This is a genomic window from Streptomyces sp. NPDC054757 (assembly GCF_053612185.1).
The window spans coordinates 72,042-93,958 of record NZ_JBSHBW010000002.1; the positions used below are offsets into that span (position 1 = coordinate 72,042).

Annotated in this window: 20 protein-coding genes; 13 read left to right on the forward strand and 7 right to left on the reverse strand. The window is 72.2% G+C overall.

Annotated elements, in window-relative coordinates; translation table 11 throughout:
* The first annotated feature begins 47 nt into the window (after nucleotides 1–47).
* The 3 genes from ACWGKJ_RS03090 (at nucleotide 48) to ACWGKJ_RS03100 (ending at nucleotide 2,565) form a co-directional block, all read left to right on the forward strand.
* The gene (locus ACWGKJ_RS03090) at nucleotides 48–683 is read left to right on the forward strand and encodes a DUF6758 family protein (protein ID WP_385030586.1); all 636 of its coding nucleotides are present in this window, start codon (nucleotides 48–50) and stop codon (nucleotides 681–683) included.
* A gap of 204 nt (nucleotides 684–887) precedes the next feature.
* Complete coding sequence (locus ACWGKJ_RS03095; RefSeq protein WP_385030589.1) at nucleotides 888–1,760, forward strand: PHP domain-containing protein; 873 nt, start codon at nucleotides 888–890, stop codon at nucleotides 1,758–1,760.
* Nucleotides 1,761–1,959: 199 nt separating this feature from the next.
* The gene (locus tag ACWGKJ_RS03100; protein ID WP_385030592.1) at nucleotides 1,960–2,565 is read left to right on the forward strand and encodes a MarC family protein; all 606 of its coding nucleotides are present in this window, start codon (nucleotides 1,960–1,962) and stop codon (nucleotides 2,563–2,565) included.
* 98 nt (nucleotides 2,566–2,663) lie between these two features.
* Here the strand turns inward: ACWGKJ_RS03100 and ACWGKJ_RS03105 are convergent, their stop codons facing one another.
* Nucleotides 2,664–2,816, reverse strand: a complete 153-nt coding sequence (locus ACWGKJ_RS03105; RefSeq protein WP_328319488.1) for a hypothetical protein — start codon at nucleotides 2,814–2,816, stop codon at nucleotides 2,664–2,666.
* Nucleotides 2,817–3,076: 260 nt separating this feature from the next.
* Between ACWGKJ_RS03105 and ACWGKJ_RS03110 the strand changes: the two genes are divergently transcribed.
* The gene (locus tag ACWGKJ_RS03110; protein ID WP_385030596.1) at nucleotides 3,077–3,964 is read left to right on the forward strand and encodes an NYN domain-containing protein; all 888 of its coding nucleotides are present in this window, start codon (nucleotides 3,077–3,079) and stop codon (nucleotides 3,962–3,964) included.
* Between the two features lie 22 nt (nucleotides 3,965–3,986).
* Here the strand turns inward: ACWGKJ_RS03110 and ACWGKJ_RS03115 are convergent, their stop codons facing one another.
* Both ACWGKJ_RS03115 and ACWGKJ_RS03120 read right to left on the reverse strand, forming a co-directional pair.
* A complete protein-coding gene (locus tag ACWGKJ_RS03115) occupies nucleotides 3,987–4,850 on the reverse strand; it encodes an alpha/beta fold hydrolase (RefSeq protein ID WP_385030600.1) in 864 nt (287 codons plus the stop codon).
* 406 nt (nucleotides 4,851–5,256) lie between these two features.
* Complete coding sequence (locus tag ACWGKJ_RS03120) at nucleotides 5,257–6,939, reverse strand: DEAD/DEAH box helicase (protein WP_385030603.1); 1,683 nt, start codon at nucleotides 6,937–6,939, stop codon at nucleotides 5,257–5,259.
* Nucleotides 6,940–7,506: 567 nt separating this feature from the next.
* Here ACWGKJ_RS03120 and ACWGKJ_RS03125 point away from each other — a divergent pair.
* Entirely contained in the window at nucleotides 7,507–8,232 is a 726-nt protein-coding gene (locus ACWGKJ_RS03125) for a ferritin-like fold-containing protein (protein ID WP_385030606.1), read from the forward strand.
* Between the two features lie 139 nt (nucleotides 8,233–8,371).
* Here the strand turns inward: ACWGKJ_RS03125 and ACWGKJ_RS03130 are convergent, their stop codons facing one another.
* From ACWGKJ_RS03130 to ACWGKJ_RS03145, 4 genes are all read right to left on the reverse strand, one after another.
* The gene (locus ACWGKJ_RS03130) at nucleotides 8,372–8,638 is read right to left on the reverse strand and encodes a hypothetical protein (protein WP_385030609.1); all 267 of its coding nucleotides are present in this window, start codon (nucleotides 8,636–8,638) and stop codon (nucleotides 8,372–8,374) included.
* Between the two features lie 210 nt (nucleotides 8,639–8,848).
* On the reverse strand, nucleotides 8,849–9,076 hold the full coding sequence (locus ACWGKJ_RS03135; protein ID WP_328331149.1) for a DUF3107 domain-containing protein: 228 nt from the start codon (nucleotides 9,074–9,076) through the stop codon (nucleotides 8,849–8,851).
* A 147-nt stretch (nucleotides 9,077–9,223) separates the two neighbouring features.
* Nucleotides 9,224–9,865: a TetR/AcrR family transcriptional regulator gene (locus ACWGKJ_RS03140; RefSeq protein ID WP_385033598.1), complete on the reverse strand. Its 642-nt coding sequence runs from the start codon at nucleotides 9,863–9,865 to the stop codon at nucleotides 9,224–9,226.
* A 141-nt stretch (nucleotides 9,866–10,006) separates the two neighbouring features.
* Nucleotides 10,007–10,297, reverse strand: coding sequence for a hypothetical protein (locus tag ACWGKJ_RS03145; RefSeq protein ID WP_385033601.1), 291 nt, complete (start codon nucleotides 10,295–10,297; stop codon nucleotides 10,007–10,009).
* Between the two features lie 111 nt (nucleotides 10,298–10,408).
* On the opposite strand from ACWGKJ_RS03145, the gene ACWGKJ_RS03150 reads away from it, so the two are divergent.
* The 8 genes from ACWGKJ_RS03150 (at nucleotide 10,409) to ACWGKJ_RS03185 (ending at nucleotide 21,845) form a co-directional block, all read left to right on the forward strand.
* Nucleotides 10,409–11,392 (forward strand): alpha/beta fold hydrolase, encoded by a 984-nt coding sequence (locus ACWGKJ_RS03150; protein ID WP_385033604.1) that lies wholly within the window; start codon nucleotides 10,409–10,411, stop codon nucleotides 11,390–11,392.
* A gap of 47 nt (nucleotides 11,393–11,439) precedes the next feature.
* Nucleotides 11,440–12,840: a DUF3152 domain-containing protein gene (locus tag ACWGKJ_RS03155; protein WP_385033607.1), complete on the forward strand. Its 1,401-nt coding sequence runs from the start codon at nucleotides 11,440–11,442 to the stop codon at nucleotides 12,838–12,840.
* A 368-nt stretch (nucleotides 12,841–13,208) separates the two neighbouring features.
* Nucleotides 13,209–14,942 carry an ABC transporter substrate-binding protein gene (locus ACWGKJ_RS03160; RefSeq protein ID WP_385033610.1) on the forward strand — a complete coding sequence of 578 codons (1,734 nt, stop codon included), beginning with the start codon at nucleotides 13,209–13,211 and terminating at the stop codon, nucleotides 14,940–14,942.
* Between the two features lie 2 nt (nucleotides 14,943–14,944).
* Complete coding sequence (locus ACWGKJ_RS03165; protein WP_453315660.1) at nucleotides 14,945–15,937, forward strand: ABC transporter permease; 993 nt, start codon at nucleotides 14,945–14,947, stop codon at nucleotides 15,935–15,937.
* A 2-nt stretch (nucleotides 15,938–15,939) separates the two neighbouring features.
* Complete coding sequence (locus ACWGKJ_RS03170) at nucleotides 15,940–16,929, forward strand: ABC transporter permease (RefSeq protein ID WP_385033619.1); 990 nt, start codon at nucleotides 15,940–15,942, stop codon at nucleotides 16,927–16,929.
* Between the two features lie 77 nt (nucleotides 16,930–17,006).
* Nucleotides 17,007–18,719, forward strand: coding sequence for a dipeptide ABC transporter ATP-binding protein (locus ACWGKJ_RS03175; RefSeq protein ID WP_385033616.1), 1,713 nt, complete (start codon nucleotides 17,007–17,009; stop codon nucleotides 18,717–18,719).
* A gap of 241 nt (nucleotides 18,720–18,960) precedes the next feature.
* The gene (locus tag ACWGKJ_RS03180; RefSeq protein WP_385033855.1) at nucleotides 18,961–20,739 is read left to right on the forward strand and encodes a DUF3492 domain-containing protein; all 1,779 of its coding nucleotides are present in this window, start codon (nucleotides 18,961–18,963) and stop codon (nucleotides 20,737–20,739) included.
* Nucleotides 20,736–21,845, forward strand: a complete 1,110-nt coding sequence (locus ACWGKJ_RS03185; RefSeq protein ID WP_385033858.1) for a hypothetical protein — start codon at nucleotides 20,736–20,738, stop codon at nucleotides 21,843–21,845. The genes ACWGKJ_RS03180 and ACWGKJ_RS03185 overlap by 4 nt, the downstream gene beginning before the upstream one ends.
* Nucleotides 21,846–21,917 lie beyond the last annotated feature (72 nt).

The following is a 21,917-nucleotide window of genomic DNA, read 5'->3' on the forward strand; positions in this document are numbered from 1 at the left end:
GTGATCGTCCTTGACGTGGTGACGGCCGGGGAGGACCGTTGGGAGGTATGAGGGGCGAACCCAGTTGCCCGAAGTGCGGCGGCCGGGTCAGGGCACCCGGCCTCTTCGCCGACGCGTGGCAGTGCGACGTGCACGGCGTGGTCCATCCGCTGCAGCCGGCGATACCGCCCAGCGTCGAAGCGCTGGAGGTGATCGCCCACCGCGCGCGAGTGCCCGTCTGGATGCCGTGGCCGCTCCCCGTCGGCTGGCTCTTCACCGGAGTGGTCAGCGCGGGCGACGACCGCAGCGGCGGCCGCGCCACCGCCGTCGCCTGCTCGGGCCCCGGCCCGCTGGAAGGCCCGGGGGAACTGCTGCTGGTGGCGGAGGAGCTGGGTGTCGGGCTCGGCGCGCGGTACGCGGGTGTCGAGGGCCCGGACCCCGGCCGGTACATCGACACCGGCAAACCCCCGCAGGCCAAGGTGCTCGCCGCGGGCCGTCCCACTCCGCTCTGGCGCATCGAGTCCCCCACCGACCGGGCGGTCTTCGCAGGCGAGGCGCGCGGGCTCTGGCTGTGGGCGATCCTCTGGCCCGAGCAGTCGGGGCTGCTGATGTACGACGAACTGGTCCTGACCGACCTGCGGGAGGTCGGCACGGAAGTGGAACTGCTGCCGTGCGGCGCGCTCTCGCCGCGCATCCTGGGCTGAGGGCGGGCACCGGGCCGGAACCGGAGGCGGACGGGCAGTGCGCCCCCGGCGGACCGGAGGCGGACGGCGGGGCGCCCGCGGCGGACCGGAGGGGTGAGCCGCCCGGAGACCGGTCCGGCCAGGACAGCTCCGTATGCCGGTTACCCTTGAGCGTCCCCTGGTGGATGGACCGTCCTACGTCACCGAGCTCCGGAGTCCCGCGTCGTGCGCATCGACCTGCACACCCACTCCACGGCATCGGACGGTACGGACACCCCGGCCGAGCTGGTGCGTCACGCGGCAGCCGCCGGACTCGACGTCGTCGCGCTCACCGATCACGACTCCACCCGCGGCCACGCGGAAGCCCGTGCGGCGCTGCCCGCCGGGCTGACCCTGGTCACCGGTGCCGAGCTCTCCTGCCGCTTCGGTGGCGCCGACGGGGTCGGTATGCACCTGCTCGCGTATCTCTTCGACCCCGAGGAGCCGGAGCTGCTGCGCGAGCGCGAACTCGTACGGGACGACCGCGTCCCGCGGGCCCGCACCATGGTCCGCAAGCTCCAGGAGCTGGGTGTCCCGGTCACCTGGGAGCAGGTGGAGCGCATCGCGGGGGACGCATCCCTGGGCCGTCCGCACATCGCGACCGCCCTGGTCGAGCTGGGTGTCGTCGAGACCGTGTCCGATGCCTTCACCGCCGAGTGGCTGGCCGACGGCGGACGCGCGTACGCCGAGAAGCACGAACTCGACCCCTTCACCGCGATCCGGCTGGTCAAGCAGGCAGGCGGCGTCACGGTCATCGCCCACCCGCGGGCCGTCAAGCGGGGCAGGGTGGTGCCCGAGTCCGCGATAGCGGAGCTGGCCGCCTGCGGTCTCGACGGCATCGAGGCCGATCACATGGACCACGACGAGCCCACCCGCGCCCGGCTGCGCGGGCTCGCCGGTGAGCTGGGGCTGCTCGTCACGGGCTCCAGCGACTACCACGGCAGCCGGAAGACCGTGCAGCTCGGAGCGTGTACGACCCACCCCGAGGTGTACGGCGAGATCACCCGGCGCGCGACCGGGGCCTTCCCGGTGCCGGGCGCCGGCGGACCCGCCGTATAGGGCCTCCGCCCGGACCACGCCGGACCCGTACGGGTCCGGGGCCCGGTGCCGCCCGCCCCTCCTCCACTGCGCCGCCTTCCGGTGTGCCGCCGTGCCGCGCTCCGCGCGCACTCCGCGGTGCCACCCTCCGGCGCCGGGCCGCTTCCGCGCGCCGGCGCCGCTTCCCCCGCTCACTCTCTCCACGCAAGCAAGGCTCACTGTGTTCGACGTCGCCGTTTTCGGATCCCTCTTTGTCACGCTTTTCGTGATCATGGACCCCCCGGGGATCACCCCGATCTTCCTCGCCCTCACCGCGGGCCGCCCCGCCAAGGTCCAGCGCCGGATGGCCGGACAGGCGGTGGCGGTGGCCTTCGGGGTGATCACCGTCTTCGGTCTGCTGGGCCAGCAGATCCTGGACTACCTGCATGTCTCCGTACCGGCGCTGATGATCGCCGGCGGGCTGCTCCTGCTGCTCATCGCGCTCGACCTGCTCACCGGCAAGACCGACGAGCCGACGCAGACGAAGGACGTCAATGTGGCGCTGGTGCCACTGGGTATGCCGCTGCTCGCGGGGCCCGGTGCGATCGTCTCGGTGATCCTCGCGGTGCAGCACGCGTCCACCGCGACCCAGCAGGTGTCCGTGTGGGCCGCCATCGTCGCCATGCATGTCGTCCTCTGGCTGACCATGCGGTACTCGCTGCTGATCATCAGGGTGATCAAGGACGGCGGTGTGGTGCTGGTGACCCGGCTCGCCGGGATGATGCTGTCCGCGATCGCCGTGCAGCAGATCATCAACGGCGTCACCCAGGTCATCAAGGCCGGATGAGCGCACCCGGCCCGGCTGCTGGGCCGCCCCGGCCGCCGGGACGCACAGCGCCCCCGTGCATCTGCACGGGGGCGCTTCCTCTGAACATTCTTACGGTGTTACGAGGCCGAGGTGTCGGCCGGCCGGATGTAGATGCGCTGGCCGATTGCGGCGGCCTGCTGCACGATCCGGTTGACGGAGGCGGCGTCTACGACGGTGCTGTCCATGGCGGAGCCATCGACGTCGTCGAGTCGCATGATTTCGAAGCGCAAGGCTTCTCCCTTCGTCTGATCCTCCTGCAGGAGAACTACTGGTGCGGGCTCTGAACAGTCTTGTCCCGCGTTGATTCCGGACGATTCCCCGTCCGTTAAGAGGTGATTGCGTCGTGCGTGTGCAACACGTTCCGTAGGACCTAACGAGTTGCCACCGGCAAACATTCCCTACGCTAAAGAAAATTTTCGCGAGCCTAACGACCGATGGGTCGGGCCGCCGGTTGTGCTGACTCCGGGACGCCACGGAGAATGAACCCCGTATGAACGATCCAGATATCAGTGCCCAGCTGGAGCGCACCAACGCGCTCCTCCAGCGCGTGCTCTCCGAGGTGTCCAAGACACCCTCCACGCACGCGATCTTCGTCGATGCCGGATATGTGTACGCCGCCGCCGGGCTGCTGGTCACCGGCAACGAGGACCGCAGATCGTTCGACCTCGACACGGAGGGCCTGATCGAGGCGTTCATCGACAAGGCGCGGACCATCTTCGCGGACAGCAGGCTGCTCCGGCTGTACTGGTACGACGGTGCCCGGCGCCGTATCCACACCCCCGAGCAGCAGTCCATCGCCGAACTGCCGGACGTCAAGGTCAGACTCGGCAATCTGAACGCCAACAACCAGCAGAAGGGCGTCGACTCACTGATCCGCACGGATCTGGAGTCACTCGCCCGGCACCGCGCGATCAGCGACGCCGTGCTGGTCGGCGGGGACGAGGACCTGGTCTCGGCGGTCGAGTCGGCCCAGGGGTACGGGGCGCGGGTCCATCTCTGGGGCATCGAGGCGGGGGAGGGCCGCAACCAGGCGGAACCGCTGCTCTGGGAGGTCGACAGTCAGCGCACCTTCGACCTGGACTTCTGGAAGCCGTACGTGGGACGGCGCCCCGTCACGGTCTACGAGGAGGGGACGCCCCCGCCGTCCCGCGATGACGTCCGCTTCGTCGGTGCGCAGATCGCCGCGACCTGGCTCGCCGAACGCGGCCGCCAGACCCTGGCCGAACTGCTGCCGGGGCGGCCCTATCTGCCGGGTCCGGTGGACCAGGATCTGCTGGTCGACGCGGAACGGCTGCTCCAGCGGTCCCTGCGCGGCCACGGCGATCTGCGACGGGCGCTGCGCGACGGCTTCTGGAACCATCTCCAGTCGCAGTACTGATCCGTGGCCGTCCGCCGGGGTTTCAGCCCTGCGCGTCCCAGAAAGCGGTCAGCGCCTCGGCCGTCCGCTCGGGCCGGTCGGTGTTGGGAGAGTGTTCGGCGCCCTCGATCACGCTCCGCACTGCCCCGAGCCGTACGGCCATCTCGTCCAGCAGCGGCACCGGCCAGGTGTCGTCGCTCTCGCCGGAGACGACATGCCGGGCAAGCGGGAGCGCGGCCAGCTCGTCCACCCGGTCCGGCTCGGTCGCCAACTGCCGCCCCGTGGCTATGAGCTGGGCCGGATTGTGCATCAACCAGCGCCTGCGCAGGGCCGGTTCGTCACCGTCCTCGGCGTCCTCGGCGTCCTGCGGCGGACCCATCGCGCGCATCGCGTCCCACACCTGCTCCATGCTCAGCCGGGCGAGCGCGTCGGTCAGCAGCCTGATCTTCTGCTGCTGGACGTCGGCGACCTCGGCCGGGCCGGACGAGATCAGCGTGAGCGACGCGAAGGGCGCCGGGTCCAGCAGCACCGCCGCGCGGGCGATCTGACCGCCGAGCGAGTGCCCGACCAGATGTACGGGGGCGCCGACGGCCGCTGCCTGGGCCAGTACATCCCGGGCCAACTCGGCCTGGGAGTAGGCGTCTTGGTCGTCCGGGCCGGGCGTCTCGTACTGTCCCCGCCCGTCGACCGCGACCACGCGGTAACCCGCTGCGGCGAGCGGCGGGAGCATCGCGCTGAAGTCCTCCTTGCTCCCGGTGAACCCGGGGAGCAGCAGCGCGGCGGGCCTGGCCCCGGGGGCCGGGGACCCGGCGGCGGGGGCCACCAGTGAGGCGAAGGTGCCGCGGGAGGTCCGCAGGGGGCCGGAGTGCGTGCCGGGCGGTGGCGCGAAGGTAAGAGGCCTGCTCATGCCATGAGGCTAGCGCCTCGGCGACCGGCGTTCGCCCCTGGTGTACGCCCTGCTGCGGTACCGGCACGGCAAACGTCGCGGCACTCGTCGGGGCGCCCCTTGCGGCGCTCGCTGTGGCACCCGTCATGACGCCCCGGCCCGGCACCCGCCGCCCCCTCCGAATGCACAAGTCCGTTCGGAGGGACGGGATTCCGGCCGGAGGGACGGGATTCCGGCCGGACCGCCGAGGGGGCGCACCGGGATCCGCCCCGGCCGGGGTGACCGGCCGGCTGCCCCGTCGCCCGTCCCGGCGTCACCGGTGTCTGCGGCGGCTGCGCTCCGGGGAGGCGGTTACGGGCGGGCCGGACAGACCGATGGCCCGGCCCCCGTCGACAGGGGGCCGGGCCATCATCGGTCGTCGCCGGTCTCAGCTCTCGGGCTGGGCCGCCTTCGGCGTCCTCGTGCGGTGGCGCCTCGGCTTCGCTTCGGCGGTCTCCGCACCGGCCGCCGGAGCGTCGGCCGTCTTGGCACCGGTTGTCTTGGCGGCGGCCACCGGTGCCTCCGCCTCGGCCGACTCCGTGGTGGCCTTGGCCGTCCGGGTCCTGGTCCGCTTCGGCTTGACCGCAGGTGCCTCCTGCTCGGGAGCGGCCGGAGCCACCACCGCGGCCTCGGCCACCGCGGTCTGCGCGTCCGCGGCGCTGCTCGACCGCGTACGGCGGCGGCGGCGCGGAGCGCGTACCTCGTCGGTGCCGTCCGCCGGGGCGGCCTGGCCGGTCACGGCCTGTGCCGCGGGTGCGGCGGCGCCGGTCTCCGCGAGCGGTGTGCCGCCGCGGGTGCGCCTGCGCTGGCGGGGCGTACGCGGAGCGCGCTCCTCCTTCACGGCGGGCGCCGGCGCGGACGCCCTGCGGCCGCGGCCGCCCGTCTCGCCCAGGTCCTCGACCGCTTCCGCACCGAGCCCGGCGCGGGTGCGCTCCGCGCGCGGCAGGACGCCCTTCGTACCGGCGGGGATCCCCAGCAGCTCATAGAGGTGCGCCGAGGTCGAGTAGGTCTCCTCCGGCTCGTCGAACGGCAGGTCCAGCGCCTTGTTGATCACCTTCCAGCGCGGGATGTCGTCCCAGTCGACCAGGGTGATCGCGGTACCCGACTTGCCCGCGCGGCCGGTGCGGCCGATGCGGTGCAGATACGTCTTCTCGTCCTCGGGGGACTGGTAGTTGATGACGTGGGTCACATCGTCCACATCGATACCGCGGGCCGCGACATCGGTGCAGACGAGGACGTCGACCTTGCCGTTGCGGAAAGCGCGGAGCGCCTGTTCGCGGGCGCCCTGGCCGAGGTCGCCGTGGACCGCGCCGGAGGCGAAACCGCGGCTTGAGAGCTGTTCGGCGATGTCGGCAGCCGTCCGCTTCGTACGGCAGAAGATCATCGCGAGCCCGCGGCCGTCCGCCTGGAGGATGCGCGAGACCAGCTCGGGCTTGTCCATGGAGTGGGCGCGGAAGATGTGCTGCGTGATGTTCGCCACCGTCTGGCCCTCGCCGTCCGGCGAGGTCGCGCGGATGTGCGTGGGCTGCGACATGTAGCGGCGGGCCAGGCTGATGACCGCGCCGGGCATGGTCGCCGAGAACAGCATGGTCTGGCGCCGGGTCGGCAGCATGCTCATGATGCGCTCGACGTCGGGGAGGAAGCCCAGGTCTAGCATCTCGTCGGCCTCGTCCAGGACGAGCGCACGGATGTGACCGAGGTTGAGCTTCTTCTGACCTGCCAGGTCGAGCAGCCGGCCCGGGGTGCCGACGATGATGTCGACGCCCTTCTTCAACGCCTCGACCTGCGGCTCGTAGGCCCGGCCGCCGTAGATGGCGAGCACCCGGACGTTACGGACCTTGCCCGCGGTCTGCAGATCGTTGGTGACCTGCTGGCACAGCTCACGGGTGGGAACGACGACGAGCGCCTGGGGAGCGTCGGTCAGCTGGTCGGGCTTGGCCCGGCCCGCCTCGACGTCGGCGGGGACGGTGACGCGCTCAAGGAGCGGCAGTCCGAAGCCGAGCGTCTTGCCGGTGCCGGTCTTGGCCTGGCCGATGACGTCGGAGCCGGAGAGCGCGACGGGGAGCGTCATCTCCTGGATGGGGAAGGGGGACGTGATGCCGACGGCCTCAAGGGCTTCGGCGGTCTCGGTGAGAATACCGAGGTCTCGGAACGTAGTCAGGGTGCTGCCTCTTCTGTGAGACGCGGACCGAGGCGAACAAGGGGGTCGTACCGTGCCGACCGGCACGGGACCACTGCCATCGCTCAAGCGCTCGTGCCGCTGAGGGGGCCCCTCACATCGGATCGGTGAGGGCGGTCAAGTGGAGCCGATCGGGCCACCGACCGGGCATCCTCATTCGGATGGCATGCCGAACATGCTGAACATTCGGCAGGCGCATTACCACTGTACCCCCAAATCGCGCAGGTGCGTGGGGTGAATTCATCAGGAGACCAAGGCCACATCGGTCGTCCGCGCCCGCAGGGGCCTCTTTCGGCACCTCTTTTTCTGCTCTCTTTCCGCCGGTCGCAGGGGCACCGCAGGGTCTTCGCACGCTTCCCACCAGGGGTGTACGTACGCCCCTCCCGCCCCGCACCCGCGGGGAGCCGGGGCCGCGCTCGGCAATTCGCCCGCGGCGGCCGGAGCGCTATTGTGCCGTCCATGCAGACGCCTGACACCGCCAAGGAACAGACCGGTATCGCCGCGCAGAACTGGGACACGGCGTCGGCCGACCCGCAATACCACGCCGCGGTCGTGGACCTGCTCGGGGCACTCGCGTACGGCGAGCTGGCGGCCTTCGAGCGCCTCGCCGAGGACGCCAAGCTCGCGCCGACACTGGGTGACAAGGCGGCGCTGGCGAAGATGGCGTCCGCCGAGTTCTCCCACTTCGAGCGGCTGTCCGACCGGCTGGCCGCGATCGACGTGGAGCCGACCGCGTCGATGGAGCCGTTCGCGCAGGCCCTGGACGACTTCCACCGCCAGACCGCGCCGTCGGACTGGCTGGAGGGACTGGTCAAGGCGTACGTCGGCGACTCGATCGCGAGTGACTTCTACCGCGAGGTCGCGGCCCGCCTCGACTCCGACACCCGGGAGCTGGTGCTCGGCGTGCTCGACGACACGGGCCACGGCAACTTCGCCGTCGAGAAGGTACGCGCGGCGATCGAGGCGGAGCCGCGGGTCGGCGGACGCCTGGCGCTGTGGGCGCGGCGGCTGATGGGCGAGGCCCTGAGCCAGGCCCAGCGGGTGGTGGCCGACCGGGACGCGCTCTCCACGATGCTGGTGGGCGGCGTGGCGGACGGCTTCGACCTCGCGGAGGTGGGCCGGATGTTCACCAGGATCACCGAGGCCCACACCAAGCGGATGGCGGCCCTGGGCCTGGCGGCCTGACGGACAGCACCCCACCGAAGAGCACCCCACGCGGACAGCGGCCCCGGGCCTGACGGACAGCGGCCCCGGCCCGGTCGCGTACGGACTTCCCGGCCGCGACCGGGCCTCCCGGCCCGGACGTGACCGGCGCGCTCCGGGCCTACACCGCAGCCGAGCGGCGGATGCGGTGGACCGGGCGGACCAGCAGGGAGAGCACCACCGCTGCGATCACCACCGCGCCCAGCAGCACCAGCGGCGCGTGGCCGGGGCCGAGTGCCGAGCGGGTGAGGAAGGCGCCGAAGAGGGCGCCGACCGGGCCGGTGGCCAGGACCACGTGCCGGGACGGCAGGCGGGTGGGCAGCTTGCGGATCGCGCACCAGGCCAGGGCCAGGCCGAGCAGTACTGATGCGAAGGCTTCCCAGAGCATGTCTTCCCTTCCGGCGCGCCAGTGGTGGATCAGCCGTGAGCTGACAGAACCTTTACTGATCTCGGTCTTACCCGGTGCCCGCGGAACGCAATCCCGGCCGCTGCCGGACCACACGCACGGGGACGGCCCGGCGGTCGTGTTGACCGCCGGGCCGTCCCCGTCGTCCGTTCTGCTGTGCCGCCTGGGCGGCGCCGCCCAGGGAAGCGCTGTCTACAGGGCGCCGAACCCGACCCTGCGGGCCGCGGGCTCACCGAGCTCCACGTAGGCGATGCGGTCGGCAGGCACCAGGACCTTGCGGCCCTTGTCGTCCGTGAGGCTGAGCAGCTGCGCCTTGCCGGCCAGCGCGTCGGCAACCGAGCGCTCGACCTCCTCGGCGGACTGCCCGCTCTCCAGAACGATCTCCCGGGGTGCGTGCTGAACCCCGATCTTGACCTCCACGGCTATGTCCCTCCGACGGTCGTGCGATGCGCGGTGCGCGGTGAGCCGCGCCGTACGCAGCACACATTAGCCGGGCCCGGCGCTCCGCAGGACGTCAGCACCGCACGCCCGCAGCGAACACGGCGGTACCGGACCGGGCGGGCCGGGTCAGCCCTGGTCGCTGCCGTGCAGCGGGAAACCCGCGATACCGCGCCAGGCGAGTGAGGTGAGCAGCTGCACCGCGGTGTCGCGCGGGATGCCGGACTCGCTGGAGAGCCAGTACCGGGCCACCACCTGCGAGACACCGCCGAGACCCACGGCCAGCAGCATGGACTCGTCCTTGGAGAGCCCGGTGTCGCCCGCGATGACGTCCGAGATCGCCTCGGCGCACTGGAGCGACACCCGGTCGACGCGCTCGCGCACGGCGGGCTCGTTCGTCAGGTCGGACTCGAAGACCAGCCGGAACGCGCCGCCCTCGTCCTGGACGTACGCGAAGTAGGCGTCCATCGTCGCCGCCACGCGCTGTTTGTTGTCCGTGGTCGACGCCAGGGCCGTGCGGACCGCCTGGAGCAGCGACTCGCAGTGCTGGTCCAGCAGGGCCAGATAGAGGTCGAGCTTGCCCGGGAAGTGCTGGTAGAGCACGGGCTTGCTGACACCGGCGCGCTCGGCGATGTCGTCCATCGCGGCAGAGTGGTACCCCTGCGCGACAAAGACCTCCTGGGCGGCGCCCAGCAGCTGATTCCGTCGTGCGCGGCGCGGCAGCCGCGTACCCCGCGGACGCGCTGCCTCGGTCTGCTCGATGGCTGTCACGCCGCCTCCCAATGTCTGAACAAGCTCTGTTGAACAAGCACACGCTGGTGCGTCGCTGCCCGCCATCGTACTTTTGGGTAACCCGGCTGTGTGTGGTGCGGAGGCAGAATTTCACGGACCGGGCGGCGGGGGGAAGCGCGCTCAGCGGTAGTCGTCCTCGTCCACCGGGACCACTCTGGCCTGCTCGCTGGCGTCGGCCTCGTTGGTCTTCGCCGGGTCGATGCCGGTCAGCGGGTCGTCCTCCTGCGGAGTGAGGTCCTGCCGCTGCTCCGCGCTGTCGGCCGGGTCGGCCTCCCTGGGCCGGGCCTCCTCGTCCGTCCCGTTCGCACCGGCGTTCCCAGCGGCGGGCGCGGGGTCGTCCGCGGTCCCGGTGTGCCCGGTACCGGTCCCGGGGTGGCGGGGGTCCTCGCGGTCGCTCGGCTCGGTCGGCATGGCTGCTCCCCTTCCCTCTCTACCGAGGGTAGGAGCCCCCGGCCCTGAGCGCGATGTGTCTGTGACAGCGAACACACGGATACCCGCGTGATCGTCTCGTAACATCGCCTTATGTCTTCGACCGAGCTGCCGGGAATCGCGGCCGCCGTTCCGGCCACCGGGGCGAGCACCGTACGGATCGCGGCGGGAGAGGCACTGCGGACCGTCACGCTCCCCGGGCTGACGCTGACCGTGCGCTCCCGGCCGCCGGCCAGGACCGGACTGCCGCCCGCGCTCTTCGTGCACGGGCTCGGCGGCTCCTCGCAGAACTGGTCGGCGCTGATGCCCCTCCTCGACGACGTCGTGGACAGCGAGGCGGTCGACCTGCCCGGTTTCGGCGACTCGCCGCCGCCGGACGACGGGAACTACTCGGTCACCGGCCACGCCCGTGCCGTGATCCGGATGCTCGACGCGGGCGGCCGCGGCCCGGTCCACCTCTTCGGGAACTCGATGGGCGGCGCCGTCACCACCCGGGTCGCGGCGCTCCGCCCCGATCTGGTGCGCACCCTCACCCTGATCTCACCGGCCCTGCCCGATCTGCGGGTTCAGCGCACGGCGGCGCCCACCGCGCTGCTCGCGGTGCCCGGTGTCGCCGGTCTGTTCCGCAGGCTCACCCGGGACTGGACGCCCGAGATGCGCACCCGCGGGATGCTCGGGCTCTGTTACGGGGACCCGTCGCGGGTCAGCGAGGAGGGCGTGCGCAACGCGGTCGACGAGATGCGGCGCCGTCTGGAACTGCCGTATTTCTGGGATGCGATGACCCGGTCGGCGCGTGGCATCGTCGATGCGTACACACTGGGCGGGCAGCATGGACTGTGGCGTCAGGCGCAGCGGGTGCTTGCCCCTACGCTGCTGGTGTACGGAGTGCGGGACCAGCTTGTCTCGTACCGTATGGCCCGCAAGGCGGCCGCCGCTTTCCGCGGTTCCCGGCTGCTGTCGCTGCCCGACGCCGGGCATGTGGCGATGATGGAGTACCCGGAGCTGGTCGCGACCGCCTTCCGGGAGTTGCTGGACGACAACAGGTCGCTGGACGACAACAACAGCAGTGGGAGCTGATCAGGGGAGTGGGACGTCACAGCCGTCGGGACGATGCGCCGCAGCGCGTGGACGAGACCTCCGGCTCCACCGCCGGTGACGGCGCGGACACTGGTGCCCAGGAGCGGCCCGGGGCGGGGACCGGACGCCGCAGGCGGGCCTCCGCCGGGACGGCGTCGCCGCAGGTACGCGGCGGCCACCCCCAGCAGCCCGAGTGGGACACCCCGGGGCCCGAGCGGTACGGGCCCTGGCAGGGCGGGCAGCGGAGCCCCCGGGCCTCCGGGCCGCAGGTGTCAGGGCCCCAAGTGGCCGGACCCCAAGTACCCGGACCCCAAGTACCCGGACCCCAAGTACCCGGCCCCCGCAAGGAGTTCGTCGACGCCTTCACGGATCTGCCCGGCGGGAACCGGGGCACCGCGGTCAGTTCCGGCACCCTGAGCGTCCCGGACACCGAGGAGACCCCGGCCCTGCCCGGCTCCAAACGGGGCGGTACGGGCGGTATGGGCGGTTCAGCCGCTTCAGGCGCCGCGGGCACATCGGATGCGCCGAAGGGGCCGAGTGGTTCGGACGGACCGGGCGGATCGGATACGCCGGGCGGTACGGGCACCCCGGGCGGTGCGGGCCGTACCGACGGCTCGGGCGACGCGGAGGCCGGGAGCGGCAAGAACGGCAAGGGCCGTACCTTCGCCGGGATCGCCGCCGCCGCTGTGACCACCGTGCTCGCGGTCGTGGTCGCGGGTCAGGTCGCCGGCGGGGGCGACAGCCGCGGCGACGCCAGCGCCGCGGGCCGGACCGCGCGGGCGACCGGCGAAGGGGCCGCCTCGCGCGGCGACACCCGGGTGACGCCCAAGGCCGCCCCGCTGCCCCTGACGTACACACAGAAGATGTCCAAGCTCTATCCGCTCGCCCCGAAACTCAAGGCGTCCGGGGATTTCTCGGTGGTCCCGGGATCCGCCAAGGCGCCGGGGCACGGACGTAAATACCGCTACCGGGTGGATATCGAGAAGGGAATGGGGCTCGACGGCACGCTGTTCGCCGACGCGGTCCAGAAGACCCTGAACGACAAACGGAGTTGGGCCCACAACGGGGTCAAGACATTCGAGCGCGTCTCATCCGGGCACCCGGATTTCGTGATTACGCTGGCAAGTCCCGTCACCACCGCCGACTGGTGTGCCAAATCCGGTCTGGACACGCTCGAAGAGAATGTGTCCTGTGATTCGGCGGCGACCGACCGGGTCATGATCAATGCCTACCGCTGGGCCCAGGGGTCGCCCACCTACGGGGACAGCAAGATCTACCCGTACCGCCAGATGCTGATCAACCACGAGGTCGGCCACCGGCTGGGCCACAACCATGTGAGCTGCCGCACCCCCGGTGCGCTGGCGCCGGTCATGCAGCAGCAGACCAAGTCGCTGGACATCGACGGGATCAAGTGCCGGGCCAACCCCTGGGTCTATCCCACCGGCTGAGACGGCTGTCTCAGCCGGGCGTCCACCCGCGTTGACATCGGTCGGCGTGTCGTTCATATTTCTCGGCATGCCGCGCTGCCCCGAGTCCTCCGATCACACCGCCTTTGAGCTGGTGCTGTTCGGCGTGACCGAGCACTGCGTCGCCGACATTCTCTGTCGCTGACACCGCCTGCCCCGGCGCGTGTCGGACTTCTCCCTGCCGCGCCCGGGTCTCTTTCTTCCACCCGCGGGCGCGGCAATTCCTTTCTCCCCGGTGCTCCCCTCCGGCGCTGCTGCCTGCGCGGACCGTTGTCACACTCCCCGGTTCACTTCCCCGGTCGCATTCCGGGTCACATTCCGCGTTCAGCACACCGAGAGGTGCATTTCCGATGCGTCAACTGTCCCCACGCACAGCGTCCGTGGCGGCCGCGAGTCTGGTCCTGGCCCTGGGCGCTGCCGCCTGCGCCGGGCCCAAGGACAGCGGCGACGCCACGTCCGGAGCCCAGGGAAAGCCCCACAAGGGCGGCACGCTCACCGTCCTCAACAGCCAGCCGCAGACGGACTTCGACCCCGCGCGCCTCTACACATCCGGCGGCGGCAACGTCCCCTCGCTGGTCTTCCGTACGCTCACCACCCGCCACCGCGCCAATGGCGCCGCCGGTGCGAAGGTCGTCCCCGACCTCGCGACCGATACCGGCAGACCCAGCAAGGACGCCACCGTCTGGACGTACACCCTCAAGAAGGGGCTGCGTTACGAGGACGGCACCCCCATCACGTCGGGCGACATCAAGTACGGCATCGAGCGGTCCTTCGCCGCCGAACTCTCCGGCGGAGCGCCGTATCTGCGGGACTGGCTGATCGGCGGAGCCCGGTACCAGGGCCCGTACAAGGCGGGAGCCGACGGCAAGAAGGGCAAGGGCCTCGACTCCATCGAGACGCCCGACGACCGGACCATCGTCTTCCATCTGAACAAGCCCGAGGGGGAGTTCCCCTATCTGGCGACGCAGACCCAGACCACGCCCGTGCCGAAGGCCAAGGACACCGGCACCAAGTACGAGGAACACCCGCTCTCGTCCGGGCCGTACAAGGTCGTCAGGAACGAGAACGACGGCGAGCGGATCACGCTGGCGCGCAACACCCAGTGGTCGGCGAAGACCGACAGTGAGCGCAAGGCCTACCCCGACACCATCGACGTACGCTCCGGGCTCGACTCCTCGGTCATCAACCAGCGGCTCGCCAGTTCCCAGGGCGCGGACGCCGCCGCCGTGACCACCGACACCAACCTCGGCCCGGCCGAACTGGCCAAGGTCACCGGCGACAAGAAGCTCGCGGCCCGCGTCGGCACCGGGCACTTCGGCTACACGAACTACCTTGCCTTCAACCCGAAGGTGAAGCCCTTCGACAATCCGAAGGTCCGCGAGGCCGTCTCGTACGCGGTCGACCGCTCGTCGGTGATCAACGCGGCGGGCGGCTCCGCGCTCGCCGAGCCCGCCACCACCTATCTGCCCGACCAGAAATCCTTCGGCTACACGCCCTACGACCACTTCCCGGCGGGCGCCACCGGCAACCCGGCCAAGGCGAAGGCACTGCTGAAGCAGGCCGGTTACGCCAAGGGTCTGACGGTCACGCTGACGCACTCCAACGCCAAGGACTTCGAGACCAGCCCGGAGATCGCCACCGCACTCCAGGAGTCCCTCAAGAAGGCCGGGATCACCGTCAGGCTCCACGGCCTGGAGGACAACGACTACAAGGACAAGACCAAGAACGCCAAGACCGAGCCGGGCCTCTTCCTCGCCCACTGGGGCGCCGACTGGCCCTCCGGCGGCCCCTTCCTCGCCCCGATCTTCGACGGCCGGCAGATCGTCAGGGACGGCGCCAACTTCAACACCGGTTTCCTGGACGACCCTTCGGTCAACAAGGAAATCGACGCGATCAACAAGCTCACCGACCTGAACGCCGCCGCCCGCCGCTGGGGCGCGCTCGACAAGAAGATCGGTGCGCGGGCGCTGACGGTGCCGCTCTTCCACCCGGTCTACAAGCGGCTCTACGGCGAGGACATCAAGAACGTCGTCATCAGCGACTGGACTGGTGTGCTCGACATCTCGCAGGCAGCGGTCAAGTAGCGATGTCTGAAGCCCTGTTGGCCGAAGGAACGGGGGCCGTGGTCGCGGCCCCCGTCTCCGGGGCCCGTCAGTTCTGGCGGCGGCTGCGCGGACAGCGCGCCGCCACCGCGGCGGCGGTCGTCGTCGCGCTGCTCGTCCTGGTCGCGCTCGCCGCGCCGCTGCTCACCGCCCTGGAGGGCCAGGGCCCCAACGCCTACCACCCCGGCCTCATCGACTCGGCGCGCGGCGGCGTCCCCACCGGGCCGCTCGGCGGTATCAGCGCGGGCCACTGGCTCGGCATCGAACCGCAGACCGGCCGCGACCTCTTCGCCCGGCTGGTCTACGGCGCCCGGGTCTCGCTCTCCGTCGCGTTCGCCGCGACGCTCGTCCAGGTGCTGCTCGGTGTCGTCGTCGGGGTCGCCGCGGGGCTCGGCAACAGGCTCCTCGACAACGTCCTCAGCCGGATCACCGACGTCGTCGTGGCGATGCCGCTGATGGTGCTGTCGCTCGCGCTGATGGCGATCGTCCCCGACACCTTCCCGCGCCCGGTGCTGGTCTCGCTCGTCATCGGGCTCATCGCCTGGGGCGGTACGGCGAAGATCGTCCGGGCCGCGACACTGAGCCTCAAGTCGCTCGACCATGTTGCTGCGGCCCGGCTCAGCGGCTGGAACCAGTGGCAGATCGCCCGCCGCGAGCTGCTGCCGTCGCTGGCCGCGCCCGTCATCACGTACGCCGCGCTGCTCTTCCCCTCCAACATCTCGGCCGAAGCGGCGCTGTCCTTCCTCGGCGTGGGAGTCAAACCGCCCACCCCGTCCTGGGGGCAGATGCTCACATCGGCCGATGTCTGGTACCAGGCCGCGCCGCAGTATCTGCTGCTCCCCGCCGGGATGCTCTTCCTCACCGTCGTCTCGCTCACGGTGTTGGGCGACGGCGTGCGGACCGCCCTCGACCCGCGCGCCGCCTCCCGGCTGCGCATCGGCACCGGACGCAGGCGCGAGAAGGGGGCGACCACATGAACCTGGCCGGCTTCCTGCTGCGGCGCCTCGTCGGCGCCGCCGTCACCCTCCTGGCGATCTCCGTGATCATCTACGTGGTCTTCTATGTCGCACCCGGCGACGTCGCACAGATCACCTGCGGCCCGCGCTGCTCACCGGTCCAGGTGCACCAGGTCAGCGAGCAACTGCACCTCGGCGACCCCCTGTACGTGCAGTACGGGCACTTCCTCCAGGGCGTCTTCGCCGGGCGGGACTTCTCCACCGGCACCTCGGTACTGCACTGCGAGGCGCCCTGCCTCGGCCTCTCGTACCGCACCGACCAGCAGGTCACCCAGCTGATCCTCACCAAGCTGCCGGTCACCGCATCCCTCACACTCGGCGCGATGGTGATGTGGCTGGTCCTCGGGGTCGGCACCGGAGTGCTCTCCGCCTGGCGGCGCGGGCGCCCCACCGAGCGGCTGCTCACCGGGATCACCCTGGCCGGCAGCGCGACCCCCGTCTTCGTCATCGGTCTGGTGATGATGATCCTGGTGTGCGGGACGCTGGGCTGGCTGCCGTATCCGCAGTACGTACCGTTCTCCGACGACCCGCAGCAGTGGGCGTGGAACCTGCTGCTGCCCTGGCTCTCGCTCGCCCTGATCGAATCCGCCAAGTACGCCCGGCTGACCCGGGCCTCGATGCTGGAGACGCTGGCCGAGGACCATGTGCGGACCTTCCGCGCGTACGGGGTCGGCGAGCGGCGCATCATCGGACGGCATGCGCTGCGCGGTGCGCTCGCTCCCGTCATCGCGCTCAACGCCAACGACTTCGGCTCGATGTTCGGGGGCGCCCTGCTGACCGAGTCGCTCTTCGGCATCCCCGGGCTCGGGCGCGAACTGGTCCACGCGGTCGCCGTGGTGGACCTGCCGGTGGTGGTCGGCATGGTGCTGGTCACCGGCTTCTTCGTCGTGCTCGCCAACGCCGCGGCGGATGTGCTGTACGCGGTGGCCGACCGACGGGTGGTCCTGACATGAGAAGTGGTCCCGACATGAGTACGGGTGGTCCCGGCATCAGTACGGATGGCCCCGGCATCGGCACGGATGGTCCTGGCATGAGGCTGGTCGACGTCCGGGACCTCTCGGTCTCCTTCGACGGATCCGTACGGGCCGTCGACGGCCTGTCGTTCACGCTGGAGGCGGGCGGCGCGCTCGGCGTCGTCGGCGAGTCCGGCTCCGGCAAGAGCGCGTCGGCGTACGCCCTGCTCGGACTGCACCGGGGGAGCGGCGCCCGGGTCACCGGCTCGGTGACGGTCGCCGGGGTGGATGTGGGGAACGCGACCGACGCCGAGCTGCGCGGGCTGCGCGGCGGCAAGGCCGCGATGGTCTTCCAGGATCCGCTCTCCTCGCTCGACCCGTACTACGCGGTCGGCGACCAGATCGCCGAGGTGTACCGGGTCCATGTGAAGTCCTCCCGCCGGGCCGCCCGCGCGCGGGCGGTCGAGGTGCTCGACCGGGTGGGCATCCCGGACGCCGCCCGGCGCGCCAGGTCACGGCCGCACGAGTTCAGCGGCGGGATGCGCCAGCGGGCGCTGATCGCGATGGCGCTGGCCTGCGAACCGCAGCTGCTGATCGCGGACGAGCCGACGACCGCGCTGGATGTCACCGTGCAGGCGCAGATCCTCGATCTGCTGCACGGGCTGCGCCACGAGACGGGGATGGGGCTGCTCCTCGTCACCCATGACGTGGGCGTCGCGGCCGAGTCGGTGGACGAGGTGCTGGTGATGAAGGAGGGGCGGGCGGTGGAGCGCGGGCCGGTCGCCGGGGTGCTCGGCGCACCGCGCGATCCGTACACCCGCGCGCTGCTCGCGGCGGTGCCACGGGTGGAGGCACCGCGCGCCGGGGCGCCGGGGGCGGCGCTCTCCGGGGTGTCGCGTACGGAGTTGCCGGGCACCCGGGCGCCGGGCACGCGGTCGCCGCTCTCCCGGGTGCCGCGCGCCGACGGAGCGCCTGCCGTCGCGGAGGATGTTCCGCGGCCGGCGGCGCCCGGTGCCGGAGGCTCGCCGCTGGTCGAAGCCGTCGGCGTACGGCGGGTGTTCGGCCGGGGCAGGTCCGCGCTCGCAGCGGTGGACGGGGTGTCCCTCGCCGTCCACCGGGGCGAGACCCTGGGCATCGTCGGCGAGAGCGGCAGCGGCAAGACCACGCTCGGGCGGATGCTCGTCGGGCTTCTGGAGCCCACATCCGGCCGGCTGCACCGGGACGCCCGGGTGCAGATGGTCTTCCAGGACCCGGTGTCCTCGCTCAACCCACGCCGCTCCGTTGGCGAGTCCGTGGCGGACCCGCTACGGGCGCGCGGCGACCGGGACGAGGCGCTGATCCGGGACCGGGTCCGCGATCTGCTGGGCCGGGTCGGCCTGGACCCGGCCCAGTACGACCGCTATCCGCACGAGTTCAGCGGCGGCCAGCGCCAGCGGGTCGGCATCGCGCGGGCGCTCGCGGCCGAGCCCGAGCTGATCGTCTGTGACGAGGCGGTCTCCGCGCTCGATGTGACGACCCAGGCCCAGGTCACCGCCCTGCTCGGCGAGTTGCAGCGGGAGCTGGGGCTCGCCCTGGTCTTCATCGCGCACGACCTCGCGGTGGTACGGCAGGTCAGCGACCGGGTCGCGGTGATGCGGCAGGGCCGGATCGTCGAGGAGGGCGAAGCGGACACCGTGTACGGCGCCCCGCAGGATCCGTACACCCGGCAGCTGCTGGCCGCCGTCCCCACACTCGATCCGGTGCTCGCCGCGGCGCGCCGCGCGGCCCGGACCGATCTCGCGGTGGTCTGACGGGGCTCGGGGTGGTCCGGCCGGCCGGTCCCGGGGACGCCCCCCGGACATGGCCGGGTGACGGAAAGGCACCGTAGCGCCACAGAACGCGACGGGTGCGAGAAAGTTACGACTGTTCACCCCTTCCGGTGGCGCGATGGACAACCGTCCATCGCGCCACCTCTCTGTCCGCTTACGGTCGTCCCGCTGCGAGTCGCCGTCACCCACGGCGACTGCCTGAAGGGAGACCGGGGGTGTGCTCATGCGGACAGGACTGCTTACGGACGGTGGCTATCCGTATGCGACAGGTGAGTCGCGGCTCTGGTGCGACCGGCTGGTGCGCGGTCTCGGCCGGCACGAGTTCGACGTCTACGCACTGAGCCGCAGCGCCCACCAGGAGGCATCCGGCCGAGTGGAACTGCCGCCCCAGGTACGGCGGGTGCGCACCGCGCCGCTCTGGACCGCGCCCCCGGCGGGCCGCTCCTACGGGCGCCGCGACCGGCGCCGCTTCGCCGCGCACTTCGGCGCGCTCGCGGCGGCCGTCTGCGGCGGCGGGCCGGACTTCGCCGACGGCCTCTACGGCCTGGCCGAACTGGCCAGGGAGCGCGGCGGGCTGCAGACGGCGCTCCGCTCCGAGACCGCCGTACGCGCCCTGGAGTCCGCCTGCCGCGCGCCCGGCGCGAGCCGCACCGTGCAGGCCGCCGGGCTCCCCGACCACCTGGCCTTCACCGACCTCCTCGAACGCGCGCTGCGGCCGCTCTCCCTCGACTGGTACACCGACGACACCTTGGGGGCCGCCGACCTCTGCCACGCCACGGCGGGCGGCACGGCCGCGCTGCCCGGGCTGCTGGCCAAACGCTTTTTCGGGGTGCCGCTGCTGGTCACCGAGTACGGCGTCCAGATCCGCTCGCACTTCCTCGCGGGCGGCGGCCGGAGCGCGCCGGTGCGGGCACTGCTCGCCGCCTTCCACCGCGCGCTCGCCGCCGAGGTGTACGGACAGGCCGCGGTGATCACCCCGGGCAATACGCACGCCCGCCGCTGGCAGGAGAAGTGCGGCGCCGACCCGGCGCGGCTGCGCACGGTCTACCCCGGCATGGAGGCCGCACGCTTCGCCGCCGTGGGGGACGGCGCGGACACCGGCGATCCGGCGACGCTGGTCTGGGTCGGGCGCATCGAGCCCGCCAAGGACCTGGTCTCGCTGCTGCACGCCTTCGCCGAGGTGCGCAGGGAGGAACCGGACGCGGTGCTGCGGATCGTCGGGGCGCCCGCCGACGGCCCCGAGGGCGCGGCCTATCTCGCCCACTGCCGGGCGCTGGCCGCCCAGTTGTTCCCGGACGAGGCGCCCGGTGCGCACGCCGTCGGCTGCAACCCCGTGGCCTTCGAGGGGATCGGGGGCCCCGGCGCCCCCGAACTCGCCGACGCCTATGCGGGGGGCGGGGTGGTGGTGCTCTCCAGCGTGGTGGAGGGGTTCCCGGTGAGCCTGGTGGAGGCGATGTTCTGCGGCCGGGCGACGGTCTCCACGGATGTCGGGGCCGTGGTCGAGGTCATCGGCGGCACCGGACTCGTGGTGCCACCGCGCAACCCCAGGGCGCTCGCCCATGCCTGCCTCGCGCTGCTGCGTGATCCCGCGCGCCGGGAGCGGCTGGGTGCGGCGGCGCGTGCGCGGGCGCTCGAACTGTTCACGGTCGAGCAGAACCTCGCGGCATTTCACAGCATTTACCTCGATCTGATCTCCCACTCGCCGGTCCGGCGTACGCCGGAGCACGACACCGGGACTCCCCGGCCCTTCGCCCATCCGGCCGAGTCGCACGTCCGGGGCAGCTGGGCGGCCGGGAGCGGCGCCGGCCCCACCGCGTTCCGTACCCCGAGCTGGGTGGAGCCGGAGTGCGCCCCCGGTAGGGGCCCGGCCTCCGGCACGGCCGGGGCGCGGGAGGAGGACGTACCGGCGGGAGACGTACCCGCGGAGCAGGTACCGGCGGACGGGGCGCCGGGGCCGCGGGCTGCCGGTGTGGTGGCCGCGATGGGGGAGGGCGGCCGATGAACGGGCCCCGTCCACAGCCCGGCGCCGACGCGTGGGGCGACCGCTCGGAAGCCGTACTCGGTGACGCGGGGCTGCCGGAACCCCCCGCGCGCAAGGGCGTACGCGGTCCCGCCGACCCCGTGAGGGCGTTGATGCACCGCCACCGCGAGCTGTGCGAGCAGGCCGTCGACCCGCTGGAGATCGCCGCCGGTCTCGAAGCGCACGGGATCACCGACCGGACCGCGGCCCGCTTCCGGCACCGCGACGTCTTCTCGCTCGCCGACGAGCTGTACGCCCGGATCCCCCGGGACACGGAGGCCGACGGCGCGGGACCGGAGCGGGGGCGGGCCGCCGTTCCCCGTGCTCCCTTCGACGGGCTGCTGCCCGGCGCCTGCGCCGTCGCGACCGTCACCGGGGCCGGACTGGTCCACGGCGGCGGCAGGCTCGCGGTCATGGCGGCGGGCGCGGCCCTCACCGGGCTCGCCCTCGCCGTCACCCTGCGCCGGGGCCCGCTGCGCGCCAGGGGGCGCACCATCCCCGCCGCGCGCCTGTACGTCTGCTGGCTGATCGGCTACGCGCTCTGCGGCGACGGGCTGCTCGACCAGTTCCAGCGCGGCGGCCCGGACGGGCCGTGGCCGCTCTCCGGCACCGCGGTGGCGGGTCTCGCCGTGGCCGTCGCACCCGCCGCCTGGTGTGTCCGGCTCTTCGCGCAGCTCGCCGGGCGGAAGCTCGCGACCAGCCGGGGCACCGCGGAGTTCACGGCCCGCACCCGGCCGCTGGTGGCCGCGGTCACCCTGCTGTACGCGGCCGTGCCCGCCGCCCTGTTGCTCGTGCCGGGCTTCAGCGCGGGAGCGGCGGCGCTCGCCGTCCTGCTCCTCCTCTCCCGGCTGCTCACCGTCCACGGACGCCCCGACGGCGCCGCCGCCGCGCTCGCCACCGCCTGTGCGGGGGAGGCGCTCGCCCTGGCCTCCGTCCTCATCGGCCGCCTCCCCGGCTGCCGCTTCGTCGCCGGGCCCGTCGACACCCTGGGCCCGGCGGCCGTGTCCGCCGTCGTCTGCGGAACGGCGGCGCTCGCCCTGCTGGTGCACGCCACGGCCGCACTCTCCCGCGCATCGGCGCACACCTGAACCGGCGGCCGGCCACGAGCCGGACCGCCCCACCGAACTCCCGCGGAGCCGACGCCGCGGGCCGGCCACCCC

Bases quoted from the DNA above. Each gene is read 5' to 3' on its own strand.
- ACWGKJ_RS03090 (WP_385030586.1), top strand. From the start codon at position 48: ATGAGGGGCGAACCCAGTTGCCCGAAGTGCGGCGGCCGGGTCAGGGCA.
- ACWGKJ_RS03110 (WP_385030596.1), top strand. From the start codon at position 3,077: ATGAACGATCCAGATATCAGTGCCCAGCTGGAGCGCACCAACGCGCTC.
- ACWGKJ_RS03115 (WP_385030600.1), bottom strand. From the start codon at position 4,850: ATGAGCAGGCCTCTTACCTTCGCGCCACCGCCCGGCACGCACTCCGGC.
- ACWGKJ_RS03120 (WP_385030603.1), bottom strand. From the start codon at position 6,939: ATGACGCTCCCCGTCGCGCTCTCCGGCTCCGACGTCATCGGCCAGGCC.
- ACWGKJ_RS03125 (WP_385030606.1), top strand. From the start codon at position 7,507: ATGCAGACGCCTGACACCGCCAAGGAACAGACCGGTATCGCCGCGCAG.
- ACWGKJ_RS03130 (WP_385030609.1), bottom strand. From the start codon at position 8,638: ATGCTCTGGGAAGCCTTCGCATCAGTACTGCTCGGCCTGGCCCTGGCC.
- ACWGKJ_RS03145 (WP_385033601.1), bottom strand. From the start codon at position 10,297: ATGCCGACCGAGCCGAGCGACCGCGAGGACCCCCGCCACCCCGGGACC.
- ACWGKJ_RS03150 (WP_385033604.1), top strand. From the start codon at position 10,409: ATGTCTTCGACCGAGCTGCCGGGAATCGCGGCCGCCGTTCCGGCCACC.
- ACWGKJ_RS03160 (WP_385033610.1), top strand. From the start codon at position 13,209: ATGCGTCAACTGTCCCCACGCACAGCGTCCGTGGCGGCCGCGAGTCTG.
- ACWGKJ_RS03165 (WP_453315660.1), top strand. From the start codon at position 14,945: ATGTCTGAAGCCCTGTTGGCCGAAGGAACGGGGGCCGTGGTCGCGGCC.
- ACWGKJ_RS03175 (WP_385033616.1), top strand. From the start codon at position 17,007: ATGAGGCTGGTCGACGTCCGGGACCTCTCGGTCTCCTTCGACGGATCC.
- ACWGKJ_RS03180 (WP_385033855.1), top strand. From the start codon at position 18,961: ATGCGGACAGGACTGCTTACGGACGGTGGCTATCCGTATGCGACAGGT.
- ACWGKJ_RS03185 (WP_385033858.1), top strand. From the start codon at position 20,736: ATGAACGGGCCCCGTCCACAGCCCGGCGCCGACGCGTGGGGCGACCGC.